The sequence below is a fragment of the Streptomyces sp. VNUA24 genome, assembly GCF_029167005.1.
GTDB classification, from domain to species: domain Bacteria; phylum Actinomycetota; class Actinomycetes; order Streptomycetales; family Streptomycetaceae; genus Streptomyces; species Streptomyces scabiei.
The window spans coordinates 8,710,626-8,728,755 of the sequence record NZ_CP119143.1 but is presented as its reverse complement, the minus strand read 5'-3'; the positions used below and the strand labels follow the sequence as shown (position 1 = coordinate 8,728,755).

General features: G+C 68.3%; 11 protein-coding genes, 3 rRNA genes and 1 pseudogene. 2 read left to right on the top strand and 13 right to left on the bottom strand.

Annotated features, from left to right (window positions below; translation table 11 throughout):
* Window positions 1-198: 198 nt before the first annotated feature.
* The 4 genes from recN to PYR72_RS37465 form a co-directional block, all read right to left on the bottom strand.
* The gene (gene recN, locus PYR72_RS37480; RefSeq protein WP_275459418.1) at window positions 199-1,941 is read right to left on the bottom strand and encodes a DNA repair protein RecN; all 1,743 of its coding nucleotides are present in this window, start codon (window positions 1,939-1,941) and stop codon (window positions 199-201) included.
* A 144-nt stretch (window positions 1,942-2,085) separates the two neighbouring features.
* On the bottom strand, window positions 2,086-2,991 hold the full coding sequence (locus PYR72_RS37475) for an NAD kinase (protein ID WP_275459417.1): 906 nt from the start codon (window positions 2,989-2,991) through the stop codon (window positions 2,086-2,088).
* Window positions 2,988-3,803 (bottom strand): TlyA family RNA methyltransferase, encoded by an 816-nt coding sequence (locus PYR72_RS37470; RefSeq protein ID WP_275459416.1) that lies wholly within the window; start codon window positions 3,801-3,803, stop codon window positions 2,988-2,990. Before PYR72_RS37470 ends, PYR72_RS37475 begins: the two co-directional genes overlap by 4 nt.
* 7 nt (window positions 3,804-3,810) lie before the next feature.
* Complete coding sequence (locus tag PYR72_RS37465) at window positions 3,811-4,137, bottom strand: hypothetical protein (RefSeq protein WP_275459415.1); 327 nt, start codon at window positions 4,135-4,137, stop codon at window positions 3,811-3,813.
* A 42-nt stretch (window positions 4,138-4,179) separates the two neighbouring features.
* Between PYR72_RS37465 and PYR72_RS37460 the strand changes: the two genes are divergently transcribed.
* On the top strand, window positions 4,180-4,527 hold the full coding sequence (locus PYR72_RS37460) for an SCP2 sterol-binding domain-containing protein (RefSeq protein WP_013004707.1): 348 nt from the start codon (window positions 4,180-4,182) through the stop codon (window positions 4,525-4,527).
* Here the strand turns inward: PYR72_RS37460 and PYR72_RS37455 are convergent.
* From PYR72_RS37455 to PYR72_RS37440, 4 genes are all read right to left on the bottom strand, one after another.
* Window positions 4,511-5,431, bottom strand: coding sequence for an ABC transporter ATP-binding protein (locus PYR72_RS37455; protein ID WP_275459414.1), 921 nt, complete (start codon window positions 5,429-5,431; stop codon window positions 4,511-4,513). The two genes, PYR72_RS37460 and PYR72_RS37455, sit on opposite strands and share 17 nt — an antisense overlap.
* Window positions 5,432-5,477: 46 nt before the next feature.
* Entirely contained in the window at window positions 5,478-6,527 is a 1,050-nt protein-coding gene (locus PYR72_RS37450; protein ID WP_275459413.1) for an iron chelate uptake ABC transporter family permease subunit, read from the bottom strand.
* 23 nt (window positions 6,528-6,550) lie between these two features.
* Entirely contained in the window at window positions 6,551-7,594 is a 1,044-nt protein-coding gene (locus tag PYR72_RS37445; protein ID WP_275459412.1) for an iron chelate uptake ABC transporter family permease subunit, read from the bottom strand.
* A gap of 102 nt (window positions 7,595-7,696) precedes the next feature.
* Window positions 7,697-8,725, bottom strand: a complete 1,029-nt coding sequence (locus tag PYR72_RS37440) for an HAD hydrolase-like protein (RefSeq protein ID WP_275459411.1) — start codon at window positions 8,723-8,725, stop codon at window positions 7,697-7,699.
* A 137-nt stretch (window positions 8,726-8,862) separates the two neighbouring features.
* Between PYR72_RS37440 and PYR72_RS37435 the strand changes: the two genes are divergently transcribed.
* Window positions 8,863-10,155, top strand: a complete 1,293-nt coding sequence (locus PYR72_RS37435; protein ID WP_275459410.1) for a DUF1015 domain-containing protein — start codon at window positions 8,863-8,865, stop codon at window positions 10,153-10,155.
* 90 nt (window positions 10,156-10,245) lie between these two features.
* Here the strand turns inward: PYR72_RS37435 and PYR72_RS37430 are convergent, their stop codons facing one another.
* The 5 genes and pseudogenes from PYR72_RS37430 to PYR72_RS37410 form a co-directional block, all read right to left on the bottom strand.
* On the bottom strand, window positions 10,246-11,115 hold the full coding sequence (locus PYR72_RS37430) for a hypothetical protein (protein WP_275460625.1): 870 nt from the start codon (window positions 11,113-11,115) through the stop codon (window positions 10,246-10,248).
* A 111-nt stretch (window positions 11,116-11,226) separates the two neighbouring features.
* A pseudogene (locus PYR72_RS43025) lies at window positions 11,227-12,429 on the bottom strand (hypothetical protein); the annotation flags it as partial.
* Window positions 12,430-12,553: 124 nt separating this feature from the next.
* A 5S ribosomal RNA gene (gene rrf, locus PYR72_RS37420) occupies window positions 12,554-12,670 on the bottom strand.
* Between the two features lie 105 nt (window positions 12,671-12,775).
* Window positions 12,776-15,895: ribosomal RNA gene (locus tag PYR72_RS37415) — 23S ribosomal RNA — on the bottom strand.
* A 309-nt stretch (window positions 15,896-16,204) separates the two neighbouring features.
* Window positions 16,205-17,730: ribosomal RNA gene (locus PYR72_RS37410) — 16S ribosomal RNA — on the bottom strand.
* Together the 16S, 23S and 5S rRNA genes form the textbook arrangement of a ribosomal RNA operon.
* Window positions 17,731-18,130 lie beyond the last annotated feature (400 nt).

Here is an 18,130-nt window from a genome sequence, read left to right as displayed (position 1 = left end):
CCGTTCGAGGCCCTTCCGCACGGTCCACGCGGCACGTCCCGCTACGTCGCTCCTGTCCAAGGATGCCAGGCCGCAAGGGTGTTCCGGCACAACGGGACGCGACGGGAGGCGGAGCGCCGGGCAACCCCGGACCCAGGGTCACCCACACGAGTGAACTCCCGTACGCGGTTGCCCCTCCGCACCCCTCCCGCCCCTCCCCTACGCGTCCGCGCGGGCCGCCGCGAGCAGCTCCTCCGCGTGCGCCCGTGCCGTCTGGGAGTCCTCCAGGCCGGCGAGCATGCGCGACAGCTCCCGCACCCGCTCCTCGCCCTCCAGGACCTTCACCCCGGACCGGGTCACGGACCCGTCGTTCGTCTTCTCCACCAGCAACTGCCGGTCGGCGAAGGCGGCCACCTGCGGCAGATGCGTGACGACCACGACCTGCGCCGACCGGGCGAGCCGGGCCAGCCGCCGGCCGATCTCGACGGCGGCCTTGCCGCCGACACCGGCGTCGACCTCGTCGAAGAGGTACGTCGGCACGGGGTCGGTCCCCGCGAAGACCACCTCGACGGCCAGCATCACCCGCGACAGCTCACCGCCGGACGCGCCCTTGGCGATGGGCCGGGGCGGCGCCCCCGGATGCGGGGCGAGCAGCAGCTCGACCTCGTCGGCCCCGGACGGCCCGTACGCGACCGTACGCCCGCCCACCTCGACACCCTCGGGATCGTCGCTCTGCCGGATCTCGAACGACACGCGCGCGTGCGGCATGGCGAGCGAGGCCAGCTCCGCCGTCACGGCGGCGGCGAACCGCGCGGCGGCCTCCGTCCGCGCGTCGGTCAGGGCCTGCGCGAGTCCGCCCAGTTCCGACCGCAGCGCGTCCCGCTCGGCGGTCAGCTCCTCGATCCGCCCGTCGTCGCCGTCGAGTTCGGTGAGCCGCCGGGCGCCCTCCGCGGCCCACGCCAGCACGGAGGTGATGTCCTGCCCGTACTTCCGCGTCAGCGCCGTGAGCGCGGCCCGCCGCTCCTCCACGGCCGCCAGCCGCAGCGGGTCGGCGTCCAGGTCGTCGGCGTACCCCGCCAGCTCCCCCGCCACATCGCCCAGGAGGATCCCGATCTCCCCGATGCGCTCGGCGAGCGCCGCGAGCGCCGGGTCGTGCGACCGCACGGCCTCCAGCGCCCGGTGCGCGCCCGCGACGAGCGTGGCGGCTTCCACGCCCTCCGGGTCCTCGGGGTTGCCCGCGAGCGCGGCGTGCGCGGCCGTCGCGGCGGAGGCCAGCGCCTCCGCGTGCCCGAGCCGCTCGGCCTCCTCGGCCAGCTCCACGTCCTCACCGGCCCGCGGCTCGACCCCCGCGATCTCGTCGAGGCCGTACCGCAGCATGTCGGCCTCCTGGGCCCGCTCGCGCGCCCGGGTGACGATCTCGTCGAGTTCGCCGGCCACCGCCCGCAGCCGCCGGTAGGCCTCGCCGTACTTGGTCAGCGGCACGGCCACCGCGTCGCCCGCGTACCGGTCGAGCGCCGCCCGCTGCCGGGACAGCTTCAGCAGCCCCTGCTGGTCGGTCTGCCCGTGCACGGCGACCAGTTCGTCGGCCAGCTCGGCGAGCACGCCCACCGGTACCGAACGACCGCCCAGGTGGGCCCGCGACCGTCCCTCGGCGGAGACGGTACGGCTGATCAACAGCGCCCCGTCGTCGAGTTCGGCCCCGGCCTCCTCGGCCCGGACGACCGCCGCCGCGCCCTCGGGCACGGCGATCCGGCCCTCCACGACGGCGTTCTTCGCACCGATCCGCACGAGCGCCGGGTCCGCCCGCCCGCCGAGCAGCAGGCCGAGGCTGGTGACCACCATGGTCTTGCCCGCGCCCGTCTCACCCGTCACGGCAGTGAAGCCGGGCGACAACTCGACGACAGCGTCGTCGATGACTCCGAGCGACCGTATCCGCATCTCCTCCAACACGGACACGACCATACGAGGTCCGGAGAGGGAAGTGCGACGCCCCCCGTCCCCAATGTCACTCCGGAGAGCTACAGCCCGCCGTTCCGAAGGACACGGGGCCGCCCCGGCAGGCGGCCCCGCCTGGCTAGAAGGCTCATGAAGATCTTGGTGAGCCTTCTAGTGCCGGGCCCCCCGCCACCCCGAGACCGGCAGCGCGAACTTCGCCACCAGCCGGTCCGTGAACGACGCGTGGTGCAGCCGGGCCAACCGCACCGGCACCGCCCCCCGCCGCACCTCCACCCGAGCCCCCGGCGGCAGTTCGACGGTCCGCCGCCCGTCGCACCACAGCACTCCCGGCGGAACGTGCGGCAGGACCTCGACCGCCAGCACCGAGTTCGGCGAGGTCACCAGCGGCTTGGCGAACAGCGCGTGCGCGGAGATCGGCACCATCAGCAGCGCCTCGACCTCGGGCCACACCACGGGCCCGCCCGCCGAGAACGCGTACGCCGTGGACCCGGTCGGCGTCGACAGGACGATCCCGTCGCACCCGAACCCGGTCACCGGACGGCCGTCGATCTCCAGGACGACTTCCAGCAGCTTCTCGGCGCCGGCCTTCTGCACGGCCGCCTCGTTGAGCGCCCAGTCCGTGTGGACGATGTCCCCGTTCTGGTGAACGACGACATCGACGGTCATACGCTCCTCGACCTCGTACGCCCGGGTCACCACCCGGTCGACGACCTTGTCGAGGTCGTCCCGCTCGGCCTCCGCGAGGAAGCCGACGCTGCCGAGGTTGACGCCGAGCATCGGCACCCCGGACGCGCGGGCGAACTCGGCGCCGCGCAGCAGCGTGCCGTCACCGCCGAGGACGATCAGCAGCTCGCACCCGTCGAGGCACTGCGGGGTGGCCTCCTTGACGAGCTCCACCTCCTCCGGCACGGGGATGTCCTCGGCCTCGTGCTCCAGGACCCGCACCGTGATGCCGTGGTGCAGCAGCCCCTTGACGACGAGTTCGGCACTGCGGATCGCCGCCGGCCGCCCTGTGTGGGTCAGCAGGAAAACGGTTCGCGATCGGTCCTGGGTCAACGCGGCCCCTCCGCCACTGCTCGGTCGACATCGGCCGGGTCCAGCGCGGGAGCCCCGGCACGCAGCCACAGAAAGTACTCGACATTGCCCGAGGGCCCGGGCAGCGGACTGGCCGTCACACCCTTCACCCCGAGCCCCAACTCCCCCGCCCGGCGGGCCACCCCGCGCACCGCCTCGGCGCGCAGCTCCGGACTCCGTACGACTCCCCCACTGCCCAGCCGCTCCTTGCCCACCTCGAACTGCGGCTTGACCATCATCACCAGATCGGCGTCCGGCTTCACGCACCGCACCAGCGCGGGCAGTACCAGGCCGAGCGGGATGAAGGACAGATCCCCCACGACTAGATCCACAGGCTCCCCATCGATCGCTTCGAGCGTCAACTCGCGTACGTTCGTACGGTCCTTGACGGTGACGCGTTCATCGCCACGCAGAGTCCAGGCGAGTTGTCCGTATCCGACGTCCACGGCGACGACGTGCGCGGCTCCGGCGCGCAGCAGGACGTCGGTGAAGCCGCCGGTCGAGGCACCGGCGTCCAGCGCCCGCCGCCCCTCGACCGCGAGCCCCTGCGGGACGAAGACCTCCAGGGCGCCGGCGAGCTTGTGTCCGCCCCGGGACACGTACTCCGGGTCGCCGTCGTCGGCCGTGACCACGATCGCGGCGGCGGTCTCCACCTGGGTGGCGGACTTGGTCGCGACCGTCCTGCCGACGGTGACCCGCCCGGCGGCGATCAGCTGGCTCGCGTGCTCACGCGAGCGCGCGAGCTTGCGCCGGACCAGTTCGGCGTCCAGACGGCGGCGTGCGACTCCTGCCACGGTGGGTTCAGCTCCTGCTCTCGTAGGTCCGTGGGGGCTCCGGAGGTCCCGGGCGGGCGTCGAGCGCGGTGAGCGCGTCGCGCAGCCCCCGGTGTACATCCTCGTACACCTCTCCGTGGCCGTCGGTCGCCAGGTGGTCGGCGTCGGCCAGCCGCTCCAGGGCGGTGTCGACCTCGGGGTGGCCGGTGGGGGTGCGGGGCACGTTCAGCGGAGCCGGGCCGGCGGGGTCGTCCTCGGGTTCGGCGACCGGGGGCTCCGGATGGGGGACGGACCCGCCCGCCACCGGAACCGCTGCTTCCGACCCGGCCTCGACCTCGGGCAAAGAGTCGCTCATAGCCAGACGCTACCGCGAAGCTCTGGGGTACCGTCGACCGCGATGGCAACGATTGAGGAGTGCCGCGCCGCACTCGAAAAGCTTTCGGACAACATGGCAGGCGCCCAGGGACACGTGGGCGAGGCGACGGCTCTCGACCGCTCGGTGAGCTGCCACGTCAAGGATCTCGACGTCACCTTCGTGGGCCGGATGCGCGAGGGGCGCATCGAGGTGCACGACACCCTGCAGGGCCCGCCGGCCGAGAAGGCCCAGATCCGCCTCGCCATGACGGGCGACGACCTGGTGGCCCTCGTCGCCGGCGAGCTGAACTTCGCCAAGGCCTGGGGTTCGGGCCGGGTGAAGCTGGAGGCGGGCTTCCGGGACCTGCTCCAGCTCAGGAAGCTGCTGTAGCGGCCGCCCGCCCGGTCCGCACGGCGCCGGCCCGCGCCCCGCGCGCCGCGGGCACCACCAGCGGCGTCCCCGTCTCCGGGTCGTCGATGACCTGACAGCGCAGCCCGAACACCTCCTCGACCAGCTCGGCCGTGACGATCTCGGAGGGCGCGCCCTCGGCGATCACCGCGCCGTCGCGCAGGGCGATGAGGTGGGTGGCGTAGCGGGCGGCGTGGTTGAGGTCGTGCAGCACCGCGACCAGGGTGCGGCCCTGTTCCTCGTGCAGTTCGGCGCACAGGTCGAGCACGTCGATCTGGTGCTGGATGTCCAGGAAGGTGGTCGGCTCGTCGAGCAGCAGCAGCGGGGTCTGCTGGGCCAGCGCCATGGCGATCCAGACCCGCTGGCGCTGGCCGCCGGACAGCTCGTCGACGTACCTGTCGGCCAGTTCGGCGACCCCGGTCGACTCCATCGACTCGCGCACGATCCGCTCGTCCTCGGCGGACCACTGCCGCAGCAGCCCCTGGTGCGGGTACCGGCCCCGGCCCACCAGGTCGCCGACGGTGATCCCGTCCGGCGCGATCGACGACTGCGGCAGCAGACCGAGCGTCCGGGCCACTTTCTTGGCGGGCATCGACTGGATGACCTGCCCGTCCAGCAGCACCCGCCCCCGGGACGGCTTCAGCATCCGCGACAGGGCCCGCAGCAGCGTGGACTTGCCGCAGGCGTTGGGGCCGACGATCACGGTGAACGAGTGGTCGGGTATCTCCACCGACAGCTGCTCGGCGATGACGCGCTGGTCGTAGGCGAGGGTGACGTTCTCGGCGGACAGACGGTTCACGGTGCTCCTCTTGTCGTTCGCGTGCGCCGGCGCGCGGCCATTCGCACGGTCGTTCGCGTGCGCCGGCGCGCGGTCGTTCTCGTTCATGTCCGCCCGGCGTTCCTGTCCGCCTGGCGTACGCGGGCGCCCGGCTTCATATGCGTCCGGCCTTGCGCTCGGTGACCAGCAGCCACAGCAGATAGACACCGCCGAGGACCCCGGTGACGACGCCGACGGGCAGCTGATCGGCGCCGAAGGCCCGCTGCGAGGCCAGATCGGCGACGACCAGCAGGGTCGCGCCCATGCACATCGCGGCCACCAGGTTCGGGCCGGGCGAGCGGGTGAGCCGCTTGGCGAGCTGGGGCGCGGTGAGGGCGACGAAGCTCACCGGTCCGGCGGCCGCGGTGGCCCCGGCGGTGAGCAGCACGGCCGACACCATCAGCAGCAGCCGTACGCGCTCGACGCTCACCCCGAGCGCGTACGACACGTCGTCGCCCATCTCCGTCATCCGCAGCCCGCGCGCGTTGCCGAGCACCAGCGGCACGAGGATCACGCACATGACCAGCAGCGGCCCGACCTGGGCCCAGTCGCGGCCGTTGAGCGAGCCGGTCATCCAGACGACCGCACGGGCCGCGTCGACGAGGTCGGCCTTGGTGATCAGATAGCCGTTGACCGCCGTGACGATCGCGGAGACACCGATGCCGACCAGCACGAGCCGGTAGCCGTGCACGCCCCGCTTCCACGCCAGCGCGTAGATCGCGAGGCCGGTGACCAGTCCGCCGGCGAGTGCACCGAGGGCGACCTGGTTCGCGCTGCCGGAGAACAGCACGATGACGACCAGCGCGCCGGCGGTGGCGCCCTGCGAGAGGCCCAGCACGTCCGGGCTGCCGAGCGGATTGCGGGAGAGGGACTGGAACAGCGCCCCGCCGAGCCCGAGCGAGGCCCCGACGAGGAGCCCGACCAGGACCCTGGGCAGCCGCAGTTCCCGGACGATGAACTCCTGGCCGGGGTCGCCGTCGCCGATCAGCGTCCGCAGGACGTCACCGGCCGGGATCGGGAAGTCGCCGGTGCCGATCAGGACGACACTCGCGGTGAGCGCCACCGCCAGCAGCGACAGGACGACGGTGAGCGCTCGTACGTCCAGGCGGACCGACAGCCCGCCGGGAGTGCGCAGTGTCCGGGTGCGTAGGGCGGGCCTGCTCATGACTCGCGTCTTCACTGCCGTCCTCACAGCTGCGCCGTCCTTCGCCGTCGTACGAGAAAGATGAAGACCGGTCCGCCGAGGATCGCGGTGACGATGCCGACCTGCAGCTCGGCGGGCCGCACCACCATGCGGCCGACGACGTCGGCGCCGAGGAGCAGCACGGGGGACAGGACGGTCGCGTACGGCAGGATCCAGCGCAGGTCGGGTCCGGTGAAGGAGCGCACGGCGTGCGGGACCATCAGCCCGACGAACACGATCGGCCCGCAGGCGGCGGTCGCGGCGCCGCACAGCACGGTGGCGGCGGCCATGGAGAGCACCCGGGTGCGGTTGAGGTCGGCGCCGAGTGCGCGAGCGGTGTCATCGCCCATGGCCACCGCGTTCAGCGGCCGGGCGAGCAGCAGCGCGACGACCGTGCCGACGGCCAGGAACGGCAGCACCTGCGTGATCGTCTCGTCGGTCGCCGACGCGAGCGACCCGACCGTCCAGAACCTCATCTTGGAGAGCGCCGCGCCGTCCATGATCATCACGGCCTGCAGATAGCCGTAGAGGGCCGCGCTGACGGCCGTGCCCGCGAGCGCGAGCCGTACGGGTGTCGCGCCGCGGCTGCCGCCGAGGAACCAGACCAGCGCCCCGACGGCGGCGGCGCCGGCGAACGCGAACCACACGTACCCGCTCAGCGAGGTGACGCCGAAGTAGGTGAGGGCGGTGACGACCGCGGCGGAGGCGCCCGCGTTGATACCGAGCAGTCCCGGGTCGGCCAGCGGGTTGCGGGTGAGCGCCTGGAGGACGGCCCCCGCGAGCCCCAGCGCGGCGCCCGCGAGGAGTCCGAGCAGGGTGCGCGAGATCCGTTCCCCGACGACGGCGTCCCCGTACGTCCCCGTGTTCGCGGACAACCCGTGCCAGACCTGCCCGAGGGACAGCTCCTTGGCACCGATCGCGATACTCGCCAGGGCGACCGCGACGAGGACCAGGAGGGACACGAGGAGCCCGACGACGCGGACCGCCCGGCGGTTCGATGGCGCGGGGGCGGTCTCCGCGCTCGGTTCAGGAGGACTGTCGACCAACACCCGGTTAGGTTAGCCTACCCTCCCTAAGTGTCCCCGTCGGGTCCGCGCTCGCGAGACGGCCCATCCCCCGGACCACGGCGAACCGGGTCGCCGGGCAGGCACTCACAGCCCCAGCCGGGCCAGCGCCTTCCCCCCGTCCAGCTCGCACGAGCCCTCCCCGGCAGCCGTCCAGGCCGCCGCGCACAGCGCTCGCAGCCCGTCCAGGGCCTCGCCCTCGCCGTCCAGTTCCAGCTGCTCCGCGCCCGCCGTCGCCGTCCAGCCACCGCAGCGGAAGCCCGCGCCCGCCTCGACGACCTCCGGCTGCCCGGTGAGCATGCCCCGCAGATCGGCGTCGACATAGGTGGGCCGGTGCTGCGGGGGCGCGGCCAGCAGCTGCGCGCCGTCGGTCACGCCGGTCAGCACGAGCAGCGAGTCGACCTCGCCGTTGAACGCGCCCTCGATGTCCGTGTCCAGGCGGTCCCCGACCACCAACGGCCGCTCCGCACCGGTCCGCAGGATCGTCTCCCGATGCATCGGGGGCAGCGGCTTGCCAGCCACCTGCGGTTCGGCCCCGGTCGCGATCCGCACGACCTGCACGGCCGCCCCGTTGCCCGGCGCGATGCCCCGCGCGCTCGGAATCGTCAGATCGGTGTTGGACGCGTACCACGGCACCCCGCGCGCGATGGCGTAGCTGGCCTCCGCGAACCGCCCCCAGGGCAGATCGGGCCCGCCGAACCCCTGCACCACGGCCGCCGGATCGTCGTCCGCCGACTCGACCGGCTCCAGACCTCGCTCGCGCAGGGCCACCCTCAGCCCCTCGCCACCGATGACCAGCACCCGCGCACCCGCGGGCAGCTGCTCGCTGATCAGCCGGGCGACCGCCTGCGCCGAGGTGATCACGTCTCCCGCCACGGTCGGTATCCCGAGCGCGGTGAGGTGCGCGGCCACGGCGTCGGGCGTCCGCAGCGCGTTGTTGGTGACGTACGCCAGGTGCATACCGCCCGCGCGCGCCGTCCCCAGGGAGTCCACGGCGTACGCGATCGCACTGCCGCCCGCGTACACCACCCCGTCCAGATCGAGCAGCGCCGTGTCGTACGCCTCGCTCAGGGCCTGCCCACAGCCGTCGGGCCGCGTCCTGACTGTCCGGCTCATCGCACTCCGCTCCTCGCTCGGTCCCACCGGCCGGCCGGTCACCCGGTGACGCCCGGGCGACCTCCGATGGGTCAACAATCGGTTAGGTCACTTTCCCCGATCATCCCTCACCGCACCGACACCCCTACGATGCATCAATGAACTATGCAGGTCCCGCGGAGGAGACCCCGGCGCGCAGCGGCCTGGAACTGACCCCGTTCCGGGGGCTTCGCTACGACCCCGACCGGGTCGGCAGCCTGGCCGCCGTGACATCACCGCCGTACGACGTCGTCGTCCGGCCGGACGGTCTGCTCCATCTCGAATCCGCCGATCCGCACAACATAGTCCGCCTGATACTCCCTCAGGCCGGATCGCCCGCCGCCCGCGACGAACAGGCGGCGGACACCCTGCGCCGCTGGCTCGCCGACGGCGTCCTCGCCCCCGACAGCGAGCCCGGCCTCTACGTCTACGAGCAGGCGGACGGCAGCATCCTCCAGCGCGGCCTGATCGGCGCCCTGCGCCTGTCGGAGCCGGACGCCGGAGTGGTCCTCCCGCACGAGGACGTCATCCCCCATGTGATCACGGACCGCGCGGCCCTGATGCGCGCCACCTCCACCAACATGGAGCCCCTGCTGCTCACCTACCGGGGCGACGGCGCCGCGGCCGGGGCGACGGCGGTGGTCGAGCGGACGGCGCAACGGGCTCCGCTCCTCGCCACGACCACGGAGGACGGCTTCAGCCACCGCCTGTGGGCGGTCACCGACCCCGCCGACCTCGCCGAGATCCAGGCGGACCTCGCCCACCACCAGGCCCTGATAGCCGACGGCCACCACCGCTGGGCGACCTACCTCCGGCTCCGCGCGGAACACCCCTCCCCCAGCCCCTGGGACTACGGCCTGGTGCTCCTCGTGGACACCGCCCGCTACCCGCTCCGGGTCCGCGCGATCCACCGCCTCCTGCACCGCCTCCCGCTCGCCGACGCGCTCGCCGCCCTGGACGGCCGGTTCCGCGTACGCCGACTGCGCGTCCCGCTCCCCGAGGCGCTGGAAGCCCTGGCGGAAGCGGCCGCCGCGGGCAACGCCTTCCTCCTCGCGGGCGACGGCTCGTTCCACCTCGCCGACCGCCCGGACCCGGAGCTTCTCACCCGTACGATCCCCGCCGACCGCCCGGCCGCCTGGCGCACCCTCGACGCGACGGTCCTGCACGCGACCCTCCTCGACCACGTCTGGCGCATCCCCGAGGACTCGCCGGCGCACGTCGCCTACATCCACGACACCGCCGCGACCGTCGAGAAGGCCGAACGCGACGGCGGTACGGCCGTCCTGATGCACCCGGTCCGCGAGGAGGTCGTGCGCGACCTCGCCCGCCAGGGCGTCACGATGCCCCGCAAGTCCACCTCGTTCGGCCCGAAGCCGGCGTCGGGGCTGGTGCTGCGCGCGCTGGACCTCTGACCTCCGGGGGCCCGGAGGAGGGCATACGAAAGGGCGGGACCCGTGTCGGCACGAGTCCCGCCCTCACCGTGTCACCGTCACCGCCGGACGTCAGTCCTTGTCGTCCTGGACCTCGACGACGTCACCGGACACGTCGTCCTTCACGTCCTCGTCGGTGTCCTCCACGTCCTCGTCGGTGACATCGTCCTCGTCGTCGTCTCCGCGGTCCGGGCCGGCGTCCGGGGCGGGGGCGCCCTGTGCCGACGCCTCGTCGCCCGCGGCCCCGTTGCCGCCCTCTTCGTCACCGAGGGCGTCGACGAACTCGACTCCGTCCATCTCGGCGAGGCGGTCCGACGCGTCCGTGCTGCCGTCCTTGTCGGCCTCGACGGCCTTGGCGAACCACTCCCTCGCCTCGCCCTCACGCCCGGCCTCGAGCAGCGCGTCGGCGTACGCGTACCGCAGGCGTGCGGTCCACGGCTGGACGGAACTGGAAGCCAGCTCCGGGCTCTGCAGGGTCACGATGGCCGCGTCGAGCTGGTCCATGTCGCGCCGCGCTCCGGCCGCCACGAGCCGCATCTCGACCTGCCCGGCCTTGTCCAGCTTGTGCACCTCGGGGGCCCCGGCCATGTCCAGCGCCTTCTCGGGCCGCCCGAGCCCACGCTCGCAGTCGGCCATGACGGGCCACAGGTCGACGTTGCCGGTCATGCGCCGGGCCGCCCGGAACTCGGCGAGGGCCTCGCTGTACTTCTGGGTGGCGTACGCGGCGAAGCCGGCCGCCTCGCGCACGGCGGCGACACGCGATGCCAGCCGCAGAGCGACCCGGGAGTAGCCGTACGCGCCCTCGGGGTCCTCGTCGATGAGCCTGGCGACCATCACAAGGTTCTTGGCGACATCGTCGGCCAGCGTCTTGGGCAGGCTCTGCAACTCCTGCCGTACGTCCTTGTCGATCTCCTCGCCGGTGACGTCCTCCGGGATCGGCAGCCGCTTGATCGGCTCCCGGTCCCGGTCCCGCTCGTCACGGAACCGGCCGCCACCGCGCCGGTCGTCGCCGCCCCGCCGGTCGTCACGGTCACGGAACCCGCCGGGGCGGCCTCCACGATCGTCCCGACGGGGACCGCCGCGACGGTCGTCGCCACCGCGTCGGTCGTCACGGCCCCGGTCGTCACGGCCTCGGAAGCCGCCGGGGCGGTCGCCACCACGGCTGTCATCGCGACGGAAGCCGCCGGTGCGCTCACCGCCACGGTGGTCGTCCCGGCGGAAGCCGCCGCGGTCGTCGTCACGACGGTAGGAGGGACGGTCGCCCTCACGACGCTCAGGACGCGCGGGACGGTCGTCACGGCGGTCATCGCGACGGTCGTCACGGCGGAAGGCCGGGCGGTCGCTGCCCCCGCGGTCGTCACGACGGAAGTCGTCACGCCGGTCGTCCCGCCGGAACGGCGGACGGCCGCCCCGGTCGTCACGGCCCCGGTCGTCACGGCCTCGGAAGCCGCCGGTGCGGTCGCCGCCGCGGTGGTCGTCCCGGCGGAAGCCGCCGCGGTCGTCGTCACGACGGTAGGAGGGACGGTCGCCCTCACGATGCTCAGGACGCGCGGGACGGTCGTCACGACGGTCGTCGCGACGGAAAGCCGGCCGGTCACCGTCACGGCGGAAGGCCGGGCGGTCACTGCCGCTACGGTCGTCACGACGGAAGTCGTCACGCCGGTCGTCACGCCGGAAACCGCCGCGGTCCCCGCTGTCCCGGCGGTCGTCACGCCGGAACGCGGGACGGTCGTCGCGGCGCGCGAACCCGCCACGGTCGTCACCACGACGGTCGTCACGCCGATCATCTCGGCGGTCATCGCGCCGGTCGTCGCGACGGAAAGCCGGCCGGTCACCGTCACGGCGGAAGCCACGGTCGCGATCCCGGTCGTCACGACGCGGACCCGCACCGGCGGGGCGGTCGTCACGCCGGAACGCAGGGCGAGGCCCACGGTCGTTGCCTCCACGGTCGTCCCGTCCCCGGAAACCACCGCCACCGCCGCGCTGCTCACCACGGTTGTCGTCGCGCCGGAAGCCACCACGGTCGTCCCGGCGATCATCGCGCCGGAAACCGCCACGGTCACCGCGGTCGTCACCACGTCGGTCGTCGGGACGTCGGTCGTCCCGACGGCCGTAGCCGCCACGGTCGTTGTCCCGCCGGTCGTTGTTCGGACGATCGTTGTTCGGACGCGGCCCACCGCGGTAACCACCACGATCGCCACTGTCCCGTCGCCGCTGGTCGCGCTCCGGTCGATCGTCGGGAGAGTTGGTGGACATGGTGACTCCTGTCATCGGTACCGCAAGTCATTCTCGCGCAGCCGGATAGCCGGCGCGCCCCGGAAAACAAAAAAGGACCCCTGGTCCCAGCTGTACGCTGGTGACCAGGGGTCCTTCAAAGATTGTTCGGCGGCGTCCTACTCTCCCACAGGGTCCCCCCTGCAGTACCATCGGCGCTGTAAGGCTTAGCTTCCGGGTTCGAAATGTAACCGGGCGTTTCCCTCACGCTATGACCACCGAAACCCTATTGGTTTCGAGCGAACAAGCACACTTTTCAGTTTGATGTTCTGCTCTGAGCCGACAACTGTTCGTTGTCTCAGAACTAACACAGTGGACGCGAGCAACTGAGGACAAGCCCTCGGCCTATTAGTACCAGTCAACTCCACCCATTACTGGGCTTCCATATCTGGCCTATCAACCCAGTCGTCTACTGGGAGCCTTACCCCATCAAGTGGGTGGGAATACTCATCTCGAAGCAGGCTTCCCGCTTAGATGCTTTCAGCGGTTATCCCTCCCGAACGTAGCCAACCAGCCATGCCCTTGGCAGAACAACTGGCACACCAGAGGTTCGTCCGTCCCGGTCCTCTCGTACTAGGGACAGCCCTTCTCAATATTCCTACGCGCGCAGCGGATAGGGACCGAACTGTCTCACGACGTTCTAAACCCAGCTCGCGTACCGCTTTAATGGGCGAACAGCCCAACCCTTGGGACCGACTCCAGCCCCAGGATGCGACGAGCCGACATCGAGGTGCCAAACCATCCCGTCGATATGGACTCTTGGGGAAGATCAGCCTGTTATCCCCGGGGTACCTTTTATCCGTTGAGCGACGGCGCTTCCACAAGCCACCGCCGGATCACTAGTCCCGACTTTCGTCCCTGCTCGACCCGTCGGTCTCACAGTCAAGCTCCCTTGTGCACTTACACTCACCACCTGATTGCCAACCAGGCTGAGGGAACCTTTGGGCGCCTCCGTTACCCTTTGGGAGGCAACCGCCCCAGTTAAACTACCCATCAGACACTGTCCCCGATCCGGATCACGGACCCGGGTTAGACATCCAGCACGACCAGACTGGTATTTCAACGACGACTCCACCCGAACTGGCGTCCGAGCTTCACAGTCTCCCAGCTATCCTACACAAGCCGAACCGAACACCAATATCAAACTGTAGTAAAGGTCCCGGGGTCTTTCCGTCCTGCTGCGCGAAACGAGCATCTTTACTCGTAGTGCAATTTCACCGGGCCTATGGTTGAGACAGTCGAGAAGTCGTTACGCCATTCGTGCAGGTCGGAACTTACCCGACAAGGAATTTCGCTACCTTAGGATGGTTATAGTTACCACCGCCGTTTACTGGCGCTTAAGTTCTCAGCTTCGCCAAGACGAATCCTGACTAACCGGTCCCCTTAACGTTCCAGCACCGGGCAGGCGTCAGTCCGTATACATCGCCTTACGGCTTCGCACGGACCTGTGTTTTTAGTAAACAGTCGCTTCTCGCTGGTCTCTGCGGCCACCCCCAGCTCACCGAGTAAATCGGATCACCAGTGATGGCCCCCCTTCTCCCGAAGTTACGGGGGCATTTTGCCGAGTTCCTTAACCATAGTTCACCCGAACGCCTCGGTATTCTCTACCAGACCACCTGAGTCGGTTTAGGGTACGGGCCGCCATAAAACTCGCTAGAGGCTTTTCTCGACAGCATAGGATCATCCACTTCACCACAATCGGCTCGGCATCAGGTCTCAGACTATTGCCAGGCGGATTTACCTACCTGACGTCCTACACCCTTACCCCGGGACAACCACCGCCCGGGATGGACTACCTTCCTGCGTCACCCCATCACTCACCTACTGCAAGTCTGGTTCGTCGGCTCCACCACTCCCCTTTGCCCGAAGGCTCCGGGGCGGCTTCACGGACTTAGCATCGCCTGGTTCGATGTTTGACGCTTCACAGCGGGTACCGGAATATCAACCGGTTATCCATCGACTACGCCTGTCGGCCTCGCCTTAGGTCCCGACTTACCCTGGGCAGATCAGCTTGACCCAGGAACCCTTGGTCAATCGGCGCAAACGTTTCTCACGTTTGTATCGCTACTCATGCCTGCATTCTCACTCGTGAACCGTCCACCACTGCCTTCCGGCGCGGCTTCACCCGGCACACGACGCTCCCCTACCCATCCATACAGGCGTTGGCCCTATTGTATGAATGACACGACTTCGGCGGTACGCTTGAGCCCCGCTACATTGTCGGCGCGGAATCACTAGACCAGTGAGCTATTACGCACTCTTTCAAGGGTGGCTGCTTCTAAGCCAACCTCCTGGTTGTCTCTGCGACTCCACATCCTTTCCCACTTAGCGTACGCTTAGGGGCCTTAGTCGATGCTCTGGGCTGTTTCCCTCTCGACCATGGAGCTTATCCCCCACAGTCTCACTGCCGCGCTCTCACTTACCGGCATTCGGAGTTTGGCTAAGGTCAGTAACCCGGTAGGGCCCATCGCCTATCCAGTGCTCTACCTCCGGCAAGAAACACACGACGCTGCACCTAAATGCATTTCGGGGAGAACCAGCTATCACGGAGTTTGATTGGCCTTTCACCCCTAACCACAGGTCATCCCCCAGGTTTTCAACCCTGGTGGGTTCGGTCCTCCACGAAGTCTTACCTCCGCTTCAACCTGCCCATGGCTAGATCACTCCGCTTCGGGTCTTGAGCGTGCTACTGAAGCGCCCTGTTCGGACTCGCTTTCGCTACGGCTACCCCACCCGGGTTAACCTCGCAACACACCGCAAACTCGCAGGCTCATTCTTCAAAAGGCACGCAGTCACGAGATATGTGCAAGCACATATCCGACGCTCCCACGGCTTGTAGGCACACGGTTTCAGGTACTATTTCACTCCGCTCCCGCGGTACTTTTCACCATTCCCTCACGGTACTATCCGCTATCGGTCACCAGGGAATATTTAGGCTTAGCGGGTGGTCCCGCCAGATTCACACGGGATTTCTCGGGCCCCGTGCTACTTGGGTGTCTCTCAAACGAGCCGCTGATGTTTCAGCTACGGGGGTCTTACCCTCTACGCCGGACCTTTCGCATGTCCTTCGCCTACATCAACGGTTTCTGACTCGCCTCACAGCCGGCAGACTGTGAAAGAGAGATCCCACAACCCCGTATACGCAACCCCTGCCGGGTCTCACACGCATACGGTTTGGCCTCATCCAGTTTCGCTCGCCACTACTCCCGGAATCACGGTTGTTTTCTCTTCCTGCGGGTACTGAGATGTTTCACTTCCCCGCGTTCCCTCCACTTGCCCTATGTGTTCAGGCAAGGGTGACAGCCCATGACGACTGCCGGGTTTCCCCATTCGGAAACCCCCGGATCAAAGCCTGGTTGACGACTCCCCGGGGACTATCGTGGCCTCCCACGTCCTTCATCGGTTCCTGGTGCCAAGGCATCCACCGTGCGCCCTTAAAAACTTGGCCACAGATGCTCGCGTCCACTGTGCAGTTCTCAAACAACGACCAACCACCCATCACCCCGAACCAGCAGATTCGAGTGCACTGGGGCCGGCACTGAAGGCAGCCGTACGGCCATACCCTCAGACACCCAACAGCGTGCCCGACCACTCCCCGTCCGGAGATCATGCTTTCCACACCCGCAAGGGGCAGTACTCACAGCCTCCGGCCCGACGAACCGGCCGAATAATCAACGTTCCACCCATGAGCAACCACCGTCGGACGTTCGCCGACGTTGTGGCCCTGGCTGCCTTGCGGCAGCTAGATGCTCCTTAGAAAGGAGGTGATCCAGCCGCACCTTCCGGTACGGCTACCTTGTTACGACTTCGTCCCAATCGCCAGTCCCACCTTCGACAGCTCCCTCCCTTGCGGGTTGGGCCACCGGCTTCGGGTGTTACCGACTTTCGTGACGTGACGGGCGGTGTGTACAAGGCCCGGGAACGTATTCACCGCAGCAATGCTGATCTGCGATTACTAGCAACTCCGACTTCATGGGGTCGAGTTGCAGACCCCAATCCGAACTGAGACAGGCTTTTTGAGATTCGCTCCGCCTCACGGCTTCGCAGCTCATTGTACCTGCCATTGTAGCACGTGTGCAGCCCAAGACATAAGGGGCATGATGACTTGACGTCGTCCCCACCTTCCTCCGAGTTGACCCCGGCAGTCTCCTGTGAGTCCCCATCACCCCGAAGGGCATGCTGGCAACACAGAACAAGGGTTGCGCTCGTTGCGGGACTTAACCCAACATCTCACGACACGAGCTGACGACAGCCATGCACCACCTGTACACCGACCACAAGGGGGCGACCATCTCTGGCCGTTTCCGGTGTATGTCAAGCCTTGGTAAGGTTCTTCGCGTTGCGTCGAATTAAGCCACATGCTCCGCTGCTTGTGCGGGCCCCCGTCAATTCCTTTGAGTTTTAGCCTTGCGGCCGTACTCCCCAGGCGGGGAACTTAATGCGTTAGCTGCGGCACCGACGACGTGGAATGTCGCCAACACCTAGTTCCCACCGTTTACGGCGTGGACTACCAGGGTATCTAATCCTGTTCGCTCCCCACGCTTTCGCTCCTCAGCGTCAGTAATGGCCCAGAGATCCGCCTTCGCCACCGGTGTTCCTCCTGATATCTGCGCATTTCACCGCTACACCAGGAATTCCGATCTCCCCTACCACACTCTAGTCTGCCCGTATCGAATGCAGACCCGGGGTTAAGCCCCGGGCTTTCACATCCGACGCGACAGACCGCCTACGAGCTCTTTACGCCCAATAATTCCGGACAACGCTCGCGCCCTACGTATTACCGCGGCTGCTGGCACGTAGTTAGCCGGCGCTTCTTCTGCAGGTACCGTCACTTTCGCTTCTTCCCTGCTGAAAGAGGTTTACAACCCGAAGGCCGTCATCCCTCACGCGGCGTCGCTGCATCAGGCTTTCGCCCATTGTGCAATATTCCCCACTGCTGCCTCCCGTAGGAGTCTGGGCCGTGTCTCAGTCCCAGTGTGGCCGGTCGCCCTCTCAGGCCGGCTACCCGTCGTCGCCTTGGTGAGCCGTTACCTCACCAACAAGCTGATAGGCCGCGGGCTCATCCTTCACCGCCGGAGCTTTCCACACTCATCGGATGCCCGAGAGTGTCGTATCCGGTATTAGACCCCGTTTCCAGGGCTTGTCCCAGAGTGAAGGGCAGATTGCCCACGTGTTACTCACCCGTTCGCCACTAATCCCCACCGAAGTGGTTCATCGTTCGACTTGCATGTGTTAAGCACGCCGCCAGCGTTCGTCCTGAGCCAGGATCAAACTCTCCGTGAATGTTTACCCGACTGTGCTTAATTAAAAGCGTCGGTGCACACATCACGAGAGCGGAACCACCGGAGGAATAGTCCGATGGTTCACAGCGTCCTCGCTGTGTTTATTTCAAAGGAACCTCGTCCCAGCGAATGCTGGAGACGGGGTATCAACATATCTGGCGTTGATTTTTGGCACGCTGTTGAGTTCTCAAGGAACGGACGCTTCCTTTGTACTCACCCTCTCGGGCTTTCCTCCGGGCTTTTCCCTTCGATCTTGCTGTCTTGCGTTTCCGACTCTATCAGACCGTTTCCGGTTCCGATTCCCAGTCGGGAGGTTTGCCTTTCGGCTGTCTTTTGACCTCTCGGTTTCCCTTGCGGCCTTTCGACATTCACTACGTTAGCCGATTCCCTCGGCAAACTCA